Annotated in this window: 10 protein-coding genes; 8 read left to right on the top strand and 2 right to left on the bottom strand. The window is 47.8% G+C overall.

The window, feature by feature from the left end; translation table 11 throughout:
* On the top strand, nucleotides 1-214 hold a 214-nt coding region (locus C233_RS22785), incomplete at its 5' end, for a transposase (protein ID WP_018668584.1).
* 102 nt (nucleotides 215-316) lie between these two features.
* Here C233_RS22785 and dnaK read toward each other — a convergent pair.
* Nucleotides 317-2,236, bottom strand: coding sequence for a molecular chaperone DnaK (gene dnaK, locus C233_RS0116050; RefSeq protein ID WP_018668585.1), 1,920 nt, complete (start codon nucleotides 2,234-2,236; stop codon nucleotides 317-319).
* 482 nt (nucleotides 2,237-2,718) lie between these two features.
* Here dnaK and C233_RS0116055 point away from each other — a divergent pair, with 482 nt between their 5' ends.
* Nucleotides 2,719-4,134 carry an MATE family efflux transporter gene (locus C233_RS0116055; protein WP_018668586.1) on the top strand — a complete coding sequence of 472 codons (1,416 nt, stop codon included), beginning with the start codon at nucleotides 2,719-2,721 and terminating at the stop codon, nucleotides 4,132-4,134.
* Nucleotides 4,097-4,675, top strand: coding sequence for a Crp/Fnr family transcriptional regulator (locus C233_RS0116060; protein ID WP_025069008.1), 579 nt, complete (start codon nucleotides 4,097-4,099; stop codon nucleotides 4,673-4,675). Before C233_RS0116055 ends, C233_RS0116060 begins: the two co-directional genes overlap by 38 nt.
* Before the next feature lie 179 nt (nucleotides 4,676-4,854).
* On the opposite strand, the gene C233_RS0116065 is transcribed toward C233_RS0116060, so the two are convergent.
* Nucleotides 4,855-5,646: an META domain-containing protein gene (locus C233_RS0116065; protein WP_025069007.1), complete on the bottom strand. Its 792-nt coding sequence runs from the start codon at nucleotides 5,644-5,646 to the stop codon at nucleotides 4,855-4,857.
* A 193-nt stretch (nucleotides 5,647-5,839) separates the two neighbouring features.
* On the opposite strand from C233_RS0116065, the gene C233_RS0116070 reads away from it, so the two are divergent.
* The 5 genes from C233_RS0116070 to C233_RS0116090 all read left to right on the top strand — a co-directional run bounded on the left by C233_RS0116070 (nucleotide 5,840) and on the right by C233_RS0116090 (nucleotide 14,187).
* Nucleotides 5,840-7,033 (top strand): saccharopine dehydrogenase family protein, encoded by a 1,194-nt coding sequence (locus C233_RS0116070; protein ID WP_018668589.1) that lies wholly within the window; start codon nucleotides 5,840-5,842, stop codon nucleotides 7,031-7,033.
* Nucleotides 7,034-7,294: 261 nt separating this feature from the next.
* Nucleotides 7,295-7,744: a thioredoxin-dependent thiol peroxidase gene (bcp, locus tag C233_RS0116075; protein ID WP_026314891.1), complete on the top strand. Its 450-nt coding sequence runs from the start codon at nucleotides 7,295-7,297 to the stop codon at nucleotides 7,742-7,744.
* Nucleotides 7,745-7,885: 141 nt separating this feature from the next.
* Nucleotides 7,886-8,923: a recombinase RecA gene (recA, locus tag C233_RS0116080; RefSeq protein ID WP_018668591.1), complete on the top strand. Its 1,038-nt coding sequence runs from the start codon at nucleotides 7,886-7,888 to the stop codon at nucleotides 8,921-8,923.
* Between the two features lie 379 nt (nucleotides 8,924-9,302).
* Nucleotides 9,303-12,464, top strand: coding sequence for a SusC/RagA family TonB-linked outer membrane protein (locus C233_RS0116085; protein WP_018668592.1), 3,162 nt, complete (start codon nucleotides 9,303-9,305; stop codon nucleotides 12,462-12,464).
* Nucleotides 12,465-12,501: 37 nt separating this feature from the next.
* Nucleotides 12,502-14,187 (top strand): RagB/SusD family nutrient uptake outer membrane protein, encoded by a 1,686-nt coding sequence (locus C233_RS0116090; protein ID WP_018668593.1) that lies wholly within the window; start codon nucleotides 12,502-12,504, stop codon nucleotides 14,185-14,187.
* Nucleotides 14,188-14,205: the final 18 nt, after the last annotated feature.

Here is a 14,205-nt window from a genome sequence, read left to right on the forward strand (position 1 = left end):
CAGAAGGTTCCGGCATGTGGGAGAAGACAAGGTGACAATGGACTTTGCCTTCTTTGCCATAGCTTTTAATATCAAAAAGATGTGTGCAAAAATGCGAAAAGCAGGAAAGGGACTTATTACATTTGCTAAATCTATGCTTATTGGGCTGTTTATAAACCGCTACAAGTGGAAGATGGCAACTTCTTACCAAATGAATGAGAAAAAAGCAGCATAAGCAAAAGAAAAGATAGTAGGACTATAAATCATAAAAAAAGGTTGTGCCAACGTTTTGACACAACCCCTTGCTTATTGTTTATTATCTGTATCCTTATCGGAATCATTTCACTTCCTCAAAATCCGCATCCTGTACATTATCGCCATGCTTGCCATTATTCTGAGCACCGCCTTGCTGTCCGGCATTCATGTCGGGACCAGCCTGTGCACCACCTTGAGCACCGCTTTGGGCATACATTTCAGCGCTTGCAGCCTGGAAGGCAGTATTCAGTTCGGCCATTGCAGCATCGACCGCAGCCAAATCCTGCGCCTTGTGAGCATCTTTCAGTTTCTGCAGGGCGGCTTCAATCGGCGCCTTCTTGTCGGCGGGCAGTTTATCGCCTAACTCCTTCAACTGGTTCTCGGTAGTGAAAATCATCGAGTCGGCCTGGTTCAGCTTATCAACTTTTTCACGTTCTTTCTTATCGGCTTCGGCATTAGCTTCGGCTTCCGCTTTCATCTTTTCGATTTCCTCCTTGCTCAAACCGCTGGAAGCCTCGATACGGATAGCCTGCTCCTTGCCGGTAGCCTTATCCTTGGCAGATACTTTCAGGATACCGTTGGCATCGATGTCGAATGTTACTTCAATCTGGGGAACACCGCGGCGTGCCGGAGCGATACCCGTCAAGTTGAACTGGCCGATTGACTTGTTCTGCGCAGCCATAGGGCGCTCGCCCTGCAACACATGGATAGTAACCTCCGTCTGGTTGTCGGCAGCAGTAGAGAACACCTCGCTCTTCTTGCAAGGAATAGTCGTGTTGGCGTCAATCAGCTTAGTCATCACACCACCCATAGTCTCGATACCCATAGACAGCGGAGTAACATCCAGCAATACAACACCCTTGATTTCGTCCGTCAAGACAGCGCCCTGCACAGCAGCGCCTACAGCTACCACCTCATCCGGATTTACACCCTTGGAAGGCACTTTGCCGAAGAAGTCTTCAACCAGTTTCTGCACAGCAGGTATACGGGAAGAACCACCTACGAGGATTACCTCGTCGATATCTGCATTGTTCAGGCCGGCATCGCTCATGGCCTTCTTACAAGGTTCGAGACAAGCCTGAATCAAATTGTGAGCCAAAGCCTCGAACTTGGCGCGCGTCAGCGTCTTTACCAAGTGCTTGGGCACACCGCCCACCGGCATGATGTACGGCAAGTTGATTTCAGTGCTGGTAGAAGAAGACAATTCGATTTTCGCCTTCTCGGCAGCCTCTTTCAGACGCTGCATAGCCATCGGGTCTTGAGTAAGGTCGGCTCCCTCGTCGTTCTTGAACTCCTGAACCAGCCAGTCGATGATTACCTGGTCGAAGTCGTCACCGCCCAAGTGGGTATCGCCGTTCGTAGACAATACCTCGAACACGCCACCGCCGAATTCAAGGATAGAAATATCGAATGTACCGCCACCGAGGTCGAATACGGCAACCTTCATATCTTTATGCGCCTTGTCGATACCATAAGCCAGCGCTGCGGCAGTAGGCTCGTTCACGATACGCTTTACCTCCAGGCCGGCAATCTGTCCGGCTTCTTTGGTAGCCTGGCGTTGAGAGTCGGAGAAGTAAGCCGGAACGGTGATAACGGCTTCCGTCACTTCCTGTCCCAGATAATCCTCGGCAGTCTTTTTCATCTTCTGCAGAATCATCGCAGAGATTTCCTGCGGAGTATAAAGACGTCCGTCGATATCCACACGCGGAGTATTGTTGTCGCCCTTTACTACCTTATAAGGTACGCGAAGAATTTCCTTTTGCACCTGGTCCCAGTTCTCGCCCATGAAACGTTTGATAGAGAATACCGTCCTGGTAGGGTTCGTGATAGCCTGACGCTTGGCAGGGTCGCCGATTTTACGCTCGCCGCCGTCCACAAAAGCCACTACCGAAGGAGTTGTGCGCTTGCCTTCGCTGTTTGCAATTACTACAGGTTCATTACCTTCGAACACTGATACGCAAGAGTTCGTTGTTCCTAAGTCAATACCAATAATTTTTCCCATGATTGTTATCTTTTTTATTTGTTATTATTCTGATTTCACTGTCCGCCTTGCAGGCAGACGCCAATAAAAAGACAAACGGCGTGCCAAATTGTTCAAAGGGGCAGCAGATTTATGAATGTGACAGTTTGTCTGTCAGTTTGTCAGAGCCTAATCATTTTTTTCTGTCGGAAATTACCATTTGTTAATTCCTATCCCGCCCAAAAGCCCTACTTTTGCCGGCTGAAAAGAAGATTGCCGCAGCGTGACGGAAATTATCCGCAGTTGCAGCACCCGTTTTCCTGCCTTGCAAGGACAGTATGTCCGACACCCGGGTGTCAGACATACCAACACCCGGATGTGGAGCATGCCGACATCCGGATGTGAGACGTGCCGACACCCGGGTGTCGGACATAGTGCAACAGCCAACACGGTTTTTCCGTATCGCACCGCAGCATCTTCTTCGTACTATCAAGTAGAAACAATAAATTAAGAAACAGAAGATTATGGAAAAGATGAGAGACAGCATCGACTTCAAGAACATGGACATTGCGGCACTGTTCCGCAAACTACTGCTCCCTACCGTACTGGGAATGATATTTTCCGCACTGTTCGTCATTACCGACGGTATCTTTGTGGGAAAAGGTATCGGCAGTGACGCCCTTGCTGCCGTCAATATCGTAGCGCCGTTATGGCTGTTTTCGACCGGCATCGGACTGATGTTCGGCGTGGGGGCATCCGTGGTTGCTTCTATCCATTTGTCACACAATAAGCCCAAGGTGGCACGTATCAACATTACCCAATCGGTAGTGGTATCCTCGCTATTGCTGATGTGCACTTCTACCCTATTCTGCCTATTTGCGCCGCAGGTGGTACATCTGTTGGGCGGCTCGGAACGGCTCGAGCCTCTGGCGGTAGAGTACATGCTTTGGTTCGTACCCTTCTCCGCCTTTACCGCACTGCTCAATTCGGGCATGTTTTTCCTGCGGCTGGACGGCTCGCCCAACTTCGCCATGCTGTGCAATATCGTTGCTGCCGTCCTGAACATCATACTCGACTATCTGTTCATCTTCCCTTTCGGCTGGGGTATGTTCGGTGCTGCTTTTGCAAGCGCCATAGGTACGATGACTGGTGCGCTGATGATTGTCGTTTACCTGTTGCGGCGCAACTGCGCACTGCGTTTCTATCCGGTGAAGCTCAGCCGCAACAGCATGAAACTGCTAAGACGTAATGTGGGTTATATGTGCCGGTTAGGTTCGTCTGCCTTCCTGTGCGAAGTGGCTATTGCCTGCATGATGTTCGTCGGCAACCTCGTATTTATCCGTTACCTGAAGGAGGACGGCGTGGCGGCATTCAGCATTGCCTGCTATTTCTTCCCGATTATATTCATGGTGTACAATGCCATTGCACAGTCGGCACAGCCCATTATCAGCTTCAATTACGGGCTCAACGAAACCATGCGTGTACGCCGCGCCTACCTGCTTGCCCTGAAAACCGCTATCGGCTGCGGAGCGTGCTTTGCCCTGGTTACGATATGTTGCAGCCGGGAAATCGTTGCCTTGTTCATAGACCGGAGTTATCCTGCCTACGACATTGCGGTGAAAGGATTACCGCTATATGCAACCGGCTTCGTATTTTTCGCAATCAACATCGTCTCTATCGGGTATTTCCAGAGTGTGGAGCGTGCCAGGTATGCCACGTTCATCACCCTGCTGCGCGGTTTTATCCTGTTGACGATTTGCTTCTTCGGACTCCCACTGTTGCTGGGCAACCCGGGAATCTGGCTTGCCACGCCGTTGGCGGAGCTGCTGACCGCTCTTTTCATACTCATTATTTATATGAACAGGAAAAGAAAGGAGAGGGAAAATTCCCTATCTTTGCAGCATGGAAATCATGCTAAAGAAATTTTGCAGGAAGTATAAGCTGCCTGAGAAAAGTTTATTCGAAATATTGTCCCACATGGAGGAGGTCGCTTTTTCCAAAGGGGAGCTCGTTATCAAGAAGGGGGAAAGAAACTCCAACTTCTACCTTATAAAGAAAGGTATATGGCGGGCATGCTACCTGGCGGACGGAACGGAGAATTCCCTACGGTTCGTCGGTCCCGGCGAAGCTGCTTTCTCCTCGTGGGGCTATGTGGACGGAAAGCCGTCGCAAATCAACCTCGAATCCGTAAACGACAGCGTGGCTTACTGCATAAGCAAGGCGAAGCTGGAAGCGCTGTTTTCGCACTCTATCGAAATGGCGAACTTCGGCAGAAAGATTTTTGAACGTGAAATTTTGTCAGTAGACACCTCGACGCTGGCTTACGGCGCACCGCCTACTGCCAAAGAGCGTTATCTGACCTTAATGGAGGAAAATCCGGAACTGCTACAAGATGTACCGCTGAAATACCTGGCTTCGTATCTGTACATCACTCCACAGTCATTGAGCCGGATACGTGCCGGATTGAGAAAAAAGAGGTAAAAAAGAGTTCACTACAAGAATACACGGATTAACACGAATTGATAATTCTCATTGTAGGGTCGATTATTTCCCCTCTATACCGGTTCGCTTCAATCTGCACCTCGGCGGTAAACGATAAGAGGAATAATTTAGCATAGTAAGAAAAAATCCGCGTTAATCCGTGTAGTCCGTAGTGAAACTTATTTCTTCACCAACACCATTACCAGGTTATTATCCGCATCGTAGAAGCCCATGCCGCCGCCTGCCAATTTACCAAAGGAGCGGACGGAGTTCAACGCTTTCAGTACCTTGCCTTCCACTTCCAAATCCGGACATGCCATCATAGTGCTGATAACACGTTTAAAGGAAATCGACGTGGGGTTGGCGTCGTCTACCTCGAAAGAGCCGTTAATGATATTGCATCCGGCATTACCGTGCATGCGCTTTTCGGCAATATCGAACTCGATAGCGGGCTGTTTCTCCATTCCCGACGGAATAGCTTCTCCACCGGCCTCGCTAATCATCCACCGGCCATTCAAGTCGGACAACTTAACAGCGGCTTCCTTCTTTTGCAACACGATAACCGGGCGGTTGGAGGCTCCGCACAGAGCCATATTCTCCTTGCCCAACGCTTTATACCTCTTTACTTGTCCCAATGCAGCCAGCACATTTTTCTCGACCGTCATATCGGGACACATCATACGCGTGCTTCCCAACGCACCAAGCTCTATATGGCCGGGCTTGGCATTGACATCGAACGAGCCCATGAGCCGGTTGCAACCGCTGTTTCCATATACTCTCCCCTCCTTCGTGTCGAAGCCGATGAAAGGGAACTCCTGCCCCGGAGCCGGTACGACGGCACTGCCGTTTATTTCAATAATATTCCACTCGCCGCCCAAAGAAGAGAGGGAGACGGTATTCTTAGTCGAAGCACAAGATGACATGCCCCATAAGGTAGCTGCCATACAAAGGGAAACAAATACTTTTTTCATTGCTATTTTTGTTTAAGTTAATTTTTACGGAACAAAGATATGTAAAATAACCCAAAAGCAAACCGTTTGTTTAGAATTAGCAATACTTTCCCTAAAGTATTTAGCAGGATTTTAATGTTTATCTAAGAATTAAGCCTTATATTTGCTCATCGAAAAAAGATAATCATATTTAAAACTTTTGCAAGTAGAAGAAATGGGTAAAGTTCTTATTATCGGTGCAGGCGGTGTAGGTACCGTTGTTGCGCACAAAGTGGCTCAAAATCCGGATGTGTTCACAGAAATCATGATTGCCAGCCGCACTAAATCCAAATGTGACGCCGTTGTAAAGGCTATCGGTAACCCTAACATCCGAACCGCCCGGGTAGATGCAGACAACGTGGACGAGCTGGTGGCACTCTTCAACAGTTTCAAACCCGAAATCGTTATCAACGTGGCACTGCCCTACCAAGACCTCACCATTATGGAGGCCTGCCTGAAAAGCGGTGTGAACTACCTGGATACTGCCAATTACGAACCGAAAGATGTCGCTCACTTCGAATATAGCTGGCAATGGGCATACAAGAAACGTTTCGAAGATGCCGGACTGACGGCTATCCTGGGCTGCGGTTTCGACCCGGGCGTAAGCGGTATATATACTGCCTATGCTGCCAAGCATCACTTCGACGAAATCCAATACCTGGATATAGTGGACTGCAACGCGGGAAATCACCACAAGGCGTTTGCAACCAATTTCAACCCGGAAATCAATATCCGCGAAATAACCCAGAACGGACGTTATTACGAAAACGGCGAATGGATTACTACCCGCCCGCTGGAAATACACAAGGCTCTTACGTATCCCAACATCGGCCCGCGCGATTCTTACCTGCTCTATCACGAGGAATTGGAATCCCTGGTAAAGAATTTCCCCACTATCAAGCGCGCACGTTTCTGGATGACCTTCGGACAGGAATACCTGACGCACCTGCGTGTTATCCAGAACATCGGCATGGCACGCATCGACGAGGTGGAATACAACGGCATGAAGATTGTTCCGCTGCAATTCCTGAAAGCCGTACTTCCCAACCCGCAGGATTTGGGCGAGAATTACGAAGGCGAAACCTCTATCGGCTGCCGTATCCGAGGCCTGAAAGACGGCAAGGAGCACACCTATTATATATATAATAATTGCAGCCACCAGGCAGCCTACAAGGAAACGGGTATGCAGGGCGTAAGCTACACCACCGGCGTGCCAGCCATGATTGGCGCCATGATGTTCCTCAAAGGCTTGTGGAAGAAGCCGGGAGTATGGAACGTAGAGGAGTTCGACCCCGACCCGTTCATGGAACAACTCAACAAGCAGGGATTGCCGTGGCATGAGATAATGAACGGAGAACTGGAAGTTTAGAGGGTTTCAGATTGATGATTTCAAATTTATCGGATAGTGTTTTGGGGAGAGGAGATAGTTATTAGAGGGATTCGTAAATCTAATATTTAACATCTAAAATCCTACATCCGATATCCAACATCCGATATCCGATTTCTTGAAATCTAAATCATAAATCCAATATCTAAAATCCAACGTTCAACATCTGAAATCATAAATCCGAAATCGACATTCGATATTCGTTATTCGATATTCGACATTCTAAAATTATTAATCAATTTTATCGTGAATATAGGAGATAAAGCACCCGAAATATTGGGTATTAATGAAAAAGGCGAAGAAATCCGCCTGAGCGATTATAAAGGGAAGAAAGTAGTTCTTTATTTTTATCCTAAAGACGCTACTTCCGGTTGTACGGCACAAGCCTGCAATTTGCGTGACAATTACGCCGAGCTGCGTAAAGCTGGTTACGAGGTTATCGGTGTCAGTGTAGACAATGAGAAGTCCCACCAGAAATTTATCGAGAAAAACAACCTGCCTTTCACGCTGATTGCCGATACGGACAAAAAGCTGGTAGAGCAATTCGGCGTATGGGGCGAAAAAAGCATGTACGGACGTAAATATATGGGGACTTTCCGCACTACCTTTATCATCGACGAAGAGGGAGTGATTGAGCGCATCATCACACCGAAGGAGGTAAAGACCAAAGACCACGCCGCACAAATCCTGTAAAGGACATCGACGGATGCCAGGCACGGAACGCATGCACAAGGCCGCTCTTTAGCGCAATCGCCGCAGCAGAAAACGGTATTGCATAACCCGTACCCGTACAACCGGCATCCGACAGTATAAACAAACTTATAACTTTCCAAAATGGCAAAGAAAGACGAACTTAATTTTGAAAACGGAAATAATATGGCAGCAAGCGAAAAACTGAAGGCACTACAAGCTGCCATGGATAAGATAGAAAAGAGTTTCGGCAAAGGTTCTATCATGAAAATGGGAGACGAAATCGTCGAACAAGTAGAAGTAATCCCCACCGGCTCTATCGGTCTGAACGTAGCATTGGGTGTAGGCGGTTATCCCCGCGGACGTATCATCGAAATCTACGGCCCCGAATCTTCCGGTAAGACGACACTGGCAATCCACGCCATTGCCGAGGCGCAAAAGGCGGGCGGCATCGCAGCATTCATCGATGCCGAGCATGCTTTCGACCGCTTCTACGCAGCCAAGCTCGGCGTAGATGTAGACAACCTCCTGATTTCGCAGCCCGACAATGGCGAGCAGGCACTGGAAATCGCAGAACAACTGATTCGCTCCTCCGCTATCGACATCATCGTAGTGGACTCCGTAGCTGCACTGACCCCGAAAGCGGAAATCGAAGGCGATATGGGCGACAACAAGGTGGGCTTGCAGGCACGCCTCATGTCCCAGGCTTTGCGCAAGCTGACGGCCGCCGTAAGTAAAACCCGTACCACCTGTATCTTCATCAACCAGCTACGCGAGAAAATCGGCGTCATGTTCGGCAATCCCGAAACGACTACCGGTGGCAACGCATTGAAGTTCTACGCCTCCGTCCGCCTCGACATCCGCGGCAGTCAGGCTATCAAGAACGGTGACGAAGTTATCGGCAAGCAGACCAAAGTGAAAGTAGTGAAGAACAAAGTAGCTCCCCCCTTCCGCAGGGCAGAGTTCGACATCATGTTCGGCGAAGGCATCTCACGTGCTGGAGAAATCATCGACCTGGGTGCAGACTTGGGCATCATCAAGAAAAGCGGTTCCTGGTTCAGCTACAACGACACCAAGATTGCACAAGGTCGCGATGCCGCCAAACAAGTCATCCTCGACAATCCGGAACTGGCAGAGGAACTGGAAGGGCTTATCTTTGCAGAGCTGAGGAAAGACAAATAATCTGTGTATCTTACAATTATTTTGGAGAGCGCAAATACGTAACAGATAAAATTAAAACTGTGCCAGCAAAGGAATAAATCACCAACCTTACTGGCACAGTTTTTATTTAAAAATATTTAAAACAGGACAACTCATACATATACCATAGAACATAACATTTAGCTATCCTATTTCTTAGGTCGATACCCCCCAGTACTGTACAAAAACAGTCTTACTGCTCATATCTTACCTATATAAACACGGTCATCACTATCATCATAACTTGATTTATGTACGAAAATGTACTCTGTCTGTACTATTATAGAGGAAACCTTTGCTTTAATATTTATAATTTTGCGACCAGATATTAAAAAACATAAGATAATCTTATTTTAATAATATGAAAAAAAATCATTCCATAAGCTTTAAAAGAGCGAGTTCTCTTTTACTACTTTTACTGCTTTCGCTGACAGCCCTACAAGCACAAATCAAAATTACAGGTACGATTACCGATGAAACTAAAGAAACGGTTATCGGCGCTAACATTACCGTTAAAGGGACTACCATTGGTACCATTAGCGATATCAACGGTAAATATTCGATTGAAGTACCCAATCAAAAAGCAATCCTCGTATTTTCATTTATCGGTTATACCACACGTGAAATTCCGGTAGGAAAGAATAAAGTGATTGATGTCGTAATGAAAGAAGACGGCGTAATGCTGAATGAAGTAGTAGCTATCGGTTACGGTAGTGCCAAGAAAGGCGACCTTGCCGGTTCTGTAGCTAAAGTAGATATGGAAGAACTCAACAAAACTCCAGTAGCCTCATTCGACCAAGCATTAGGAGGACGTGTTGCCGGTGTACAAGTAGTAAGCGGTGACGGACGGCCAGGCGCAGCAGCAAACATCGTTATTCGTGGTAGTAATACGGTTTCCGATAGTTCTGACGGCTCTCCGCTGTATGTCATCGATGGTTTTGCCACTGATGATCCCAATGCTGCTGCCTACAATCCGAGCGATATCGAATCTATGGATATCTTAAAAGATGCCTCGGCCACAGCTATCTACGGTGCACGTGGAGCCAACGGTGTAATCATAATCACCACCAAGCGCGGTAAAGAGAGCGCTCCGCGTGTAACATACGACGGTTACTTCACTTGGCAAGAAGAACCCCAATTCCTGGACATCATGAACGGTAAGCAGTTCATGCAACTACAAACTGAGATGTTGACTGAAAAAGAGCTGAACGACACCTACTTCGGTTATAGTGAAGCATTGGGACGTAAACGTACATTGGCCGATTACGACCACATACCTTATTATAACTGGCAAGACGAAGTATATCGGGGCGCTCCTATGACAAGCCATAATGTATCTCTTTCCGGTGGTAGTAAAAACACCCGTTATAGCTCAAGCATTTCTTACTATAACCAGCAAGGCGTTATCATCAACTCTTCTTACGAGAGCTTAAAGGCACGTCTCACTCTCGACCAGAACATCAGCAAATCCATAAAGTTCGGAGCAACGATGAATTTTGCCAATAACCTGTCCAAAGGTTCGGCTCCCTCACAGTCCGGCGGCGGTACATCTCAATATTACCTCTACCAAGTGCTCGCTTACCGTCCGGTTACCTATAATGAGAAAGACGACCTGATTAACAACATGGTAGACGAAAGCGGAAACTATCCGTACAACCCCATGAAAACCGTACAGAACTCATACGACCAAACCCGTACGCGCCAACTGAACCTGAATACTTATCTGACTTGGGATATTATCAAGAACCTGACATTCAAAGCCACTTTCAACTATACGTGGAGACAAGATGTACGCCGGACATTCTACAACTCGGATACCTATCAGGGAGACCCCAAATACTCCGCAAGCGGTGTAAACGGTAATTTCTCCGACAAAGACCGTAACAGTTGGTCTAACGAATATACGTTGAGTTACAAACGCCGTTTCGGCGAACACAACCTGACAGGGCTTCTCGGAGCTTCTCTTTCCAGCGACCGCACTACGGTAATGGGAGCCGGCTCGGGACTTATCACATGGGAAAGCCTCGGTTTCTGGGGATTGGATAGCGGTACTCCCCGCTCCATTACTACCACCAGCGTTGAAAGCAAGCTCATGTCTTACTTCGCACGTTTCAACTACGATTGGAAGTCACGCTATATACTGATTGCTACTATCCGCGCCGACGGTTCGTCACGCTTCCCTTACAATAAATGGGGTTATTTCCCTTCGGCATCGTTTGCATGGCGTCTTTCCGATGAGCCGTTCATGAATTTGGAAGACACATTCGTATCCAACCTGAAATTACGTGTAGGTTGGGGAGCTACCGGTAACAACAATACCTACAACGACTATGCCTCTTCCGTACTCTATGCTACCAATCAGAACTATGCATTCAACAATATGCTCACTTCCGCTATCTACAACAGCCAGATAGGTAACAGAAACCTGAAATGGGAAACTACCTACCAAACGAATATCGGTTTGGACTTCGGTTTCTTCAACAACCGCATCAACGGTGAAATCGATATCTACAACAAAGATACAAAAGACTTGTTGCTCTACGCCGAAGTACCCGGTTCGCTCGGTTTCTCTTCCGTACAACAAAATATCGGAAGTATCAACAACCGCGGTCTCGAATTTTCTATCAATACCGTAAACTTCGTCGGCGGCAAAGGTAAGTTCAAATGGACTACCAACTTCAATATCTCTTTCAACAAGAGCAAAGTTACAGGACTTTCCGACGGACAGGAAAGCCGTTACAGTAGCGTGATAACCACTAACAACTATATTTGTAAGGTAGGACATCCGCTATCCGAAATGTACGGCTATGTATACGACGGTGTCTATCAGTACGAAGACTTCAACGAAGTAGCTCCCGGACAATATGTATTGAAACCTGAAATACCCAATAACACAGAAGTTCGCAGCAACATCCAGCCCGGTAGCGTCAAATTGAAAGACTTGAACGGCGACGGCAAGGTTACGGCTGAAGACCAAACCATTATCGGTCACGGTCTGCCCATACATACCGGCGGTTTCACCAATAACTTCGAGTGGAAAGGTTTCGACTTAAGCGTATTCTTCCAATGGTCTTACGGTAACGACGTTATCAACTATAACCGTACCCGCCTGGAATCACTCAGCAGCAAGCACACTAATCAGCTTGTTTCTGCCGCCAATCACTGGACACCGCGTACGGTTAATCCGGACGGCAGTATTACGGAAGGTAACTACACCAACTATCTGTGTGCCCCCAACCGTAGCCTAACCAACATCAATACCGACCGTGAAATAGAAGATGCTTCATTCCTGCGGTTAAAGAATATACAGTTGGGATATAGTTTCCCCACCAAAATGTTGAAGAACCTGAAGATACGTTCGCTCCGTGTATATGTATCCGCACAGAACGTTTGGACATGGACCAAATATACCGGTTACGACCCCGAAGTATCTACCCGTAACTCGGCTATGACACGCGGTTTCGACTATTCCTCCTACCCTCGCACCCGTTCCTATACATTCGGCGTGAAGTTAGGTTTGTAATATGATATTCAGAAGTAACTAAAAAGATATAAACACCATGAAAAAGTTGATATATATATTGCTAAGTGCCGGACTCTGCACCTCATGCAATTTCCTCGACACTGAGATTTACGACAATCCCGATGCGGAGACTATCTACCAGGATGAAACCTCTTGTATGTCCGGATTAGCCGGCGTATACGACGTATTGGGTTATGCAGGAACTTACGGGCAATACTTGTGGGGCGACCTCGACTCCGGTACAGACATTCTCGTTTACAACCGTAGTTACGGTAAAGATAACCTCCAACCCAATCTTTATACGCACAACAATACGGACAGTTATATCAAGGACTGCTGGCTTGCCCTCTACGACGGTATTAACCGCGCCAACGATTTCATCGACCTCATCAACCAGCGTACGGACGAACAGTGCGGAAGTGCCAAAAACAAGAAAATGTATATTGCCGAAGCTCGCGCACTGCGTGCACTCTATTACATGAACCTCGTTGCCTATTGGGGTGAAGTGCCATTGCGCCTGACCCCTACCCGCGACCTCACTACACAACTCCTTGAAAAATCTCCGCAAGAAGCTATATACGCACAAATCATCCGCGACCTGAAAGCAGCAGAAAGCGGCTGTCTTCCCGCTGACGAATTGAATGCTCCGGGACGTATCTCACGTACTACCGTACAGGCATTACTGGCACGTGCCTATATCTGGCAGTCCGGCTACCCCGTTTATGCCGATACTTGGGAAGAAGCACGTACCTATGCCAAAAAAGTTATAGACAGCGGTTTGCATCGCCTTTACGGAGAGAATGATGCCAATCATCAAGGCTATCGTGACCTCTTCATCAATATGTGTTCCAACCGTTATGACCTTGAAGCACGCGAAAGCATGTTTGAAGTAGAATTCTACGGCAATGGTATGGACCGCAGTAACGAGTGCGGCAAGGTAGGCTTGTACATCGGTATATCACAAGGTGTCACTACCGACCAAGACGTGCCCTACGCATACGCTTGGTATGACGCCACTAAGATACTATACCGCCTTTACGAAAACGGCGGACAGAACGATGTAGGTAAAGATGTGGGCGACCAACGCCGCTGGTGGAATTTTGCCGACTATACATACAAGACCAACGACAAAACCGGCAAGGTAGAAAAAAATTACCTGACAGACGCCAACCTCAAAAGCGCCAACCTGTATGGCCGTACCGGTAATCCCGGTAAGTGGCGTGCCGAATACGACCCCGTACGTCCTTGGGCACGTAACAATTCGTCTATCAACTTCCCTATCATGCGCTTCTCCGACGTACTGCTGATGTTTGCCGAAGCAGACAATGAGCTGAATGGGCCCACACAAGAAGGTATAGACGCTATCAACCGTGTACGCAAGCGTGCCAACGCCACAGAAATAAGCCTGTCACAAGCAGGCGTAACCGATAACCAGGAGAATCTACGCCAGTTCCTCTTCGAGGAGGAAACCCGCGAACTCTGTTTCGAAGTACCCCGTCATATGGAACTGCGTCGTCGCGGCGAAGCCTTCTATTTCGACCGTATCCGCCTGCTCGCCGACCAGAGTGCCCCCGAAGGCCAGCCCAGCGCCACTGTAGGTTACGAACGCAGCGATGTACGTTCTGTACCGGCCTATAATATTTCCGAGCGCAACTTGTACCTGCCTATACCGCAGTGTGAGCTTAACACCAACACTATCTGTAAGCAAAACGAACGTTGGTAATCGATTATAGTACATAAT

This window comes from Bacteroides gallinarum DSM 18171 = JCM 13658 (assembly GCF_000374365.1).
GTDB lineage: Bacteria > Bacteroidota > Bacteroidia > Bacteroidales > Bacteroidaceae > Bacteroides > Bacteroides gallinarum.

Excerpts from the sequence above, each read along its gene's own strand:
- C233_RS0116070 (WP_018668589.1), top strand. The coding sequence starts at position 5,840 with ATGGGTAAAGTTCTTATTATCGGTGCAGGCGGTGTAGGTACCGTTGTT.
- C233_RS0116085 (WP_018668592.1), top strand. The coding sequence starts at position 9,303 with ATGAAAAAAAATCATTCCATAAGCTTTAAAAGAGCGAGTTCTCTTTTA.
- dnaK (WP_018668585.1), bottom strand. The coding sequence starts at position 2,236 with ATGGGAAAAATTATTGGTATTGACTTAGGAACAACGAACTCTTGCGTA.
- recA (WP_018668591.1), top strand. The coding sequence starts at position 7,886 with ATGGCAAAGAAAGACGAACTTAATTTTGAAAACGGAAATAATATGGCA.
- C233_RS0116055 (WP_018668586.1), top strand. The coding sequence starts at position 2,719 with ATGGAAAAGATGAGAGACAGCATCGACTTCAAGAACATGGACATTGCG.
- C233_RS0116065 (WP_025069007.1), bottom strand. The coding sequence starts at position 5,646 with ATGAAAAAAGTATTTGTTTCCCTTTGTATGGCAGCTACCTTATGGGGC.
- C233_RS0116090 (WP_018668593.1), top strand. The coding sequence starts at position 12,502 with ATGAAAAAGTTGATATATATATTGCTAAGTGCCGGACTCTGCACCTCA.
- C233_RS0116060 (WP_025069008.1), top strand. The coding sequence starts at position 4,097 with ATGGAAATCATGCTAAAGAAATTTTGCAGGAAGTATAAGCTGCCTGAG.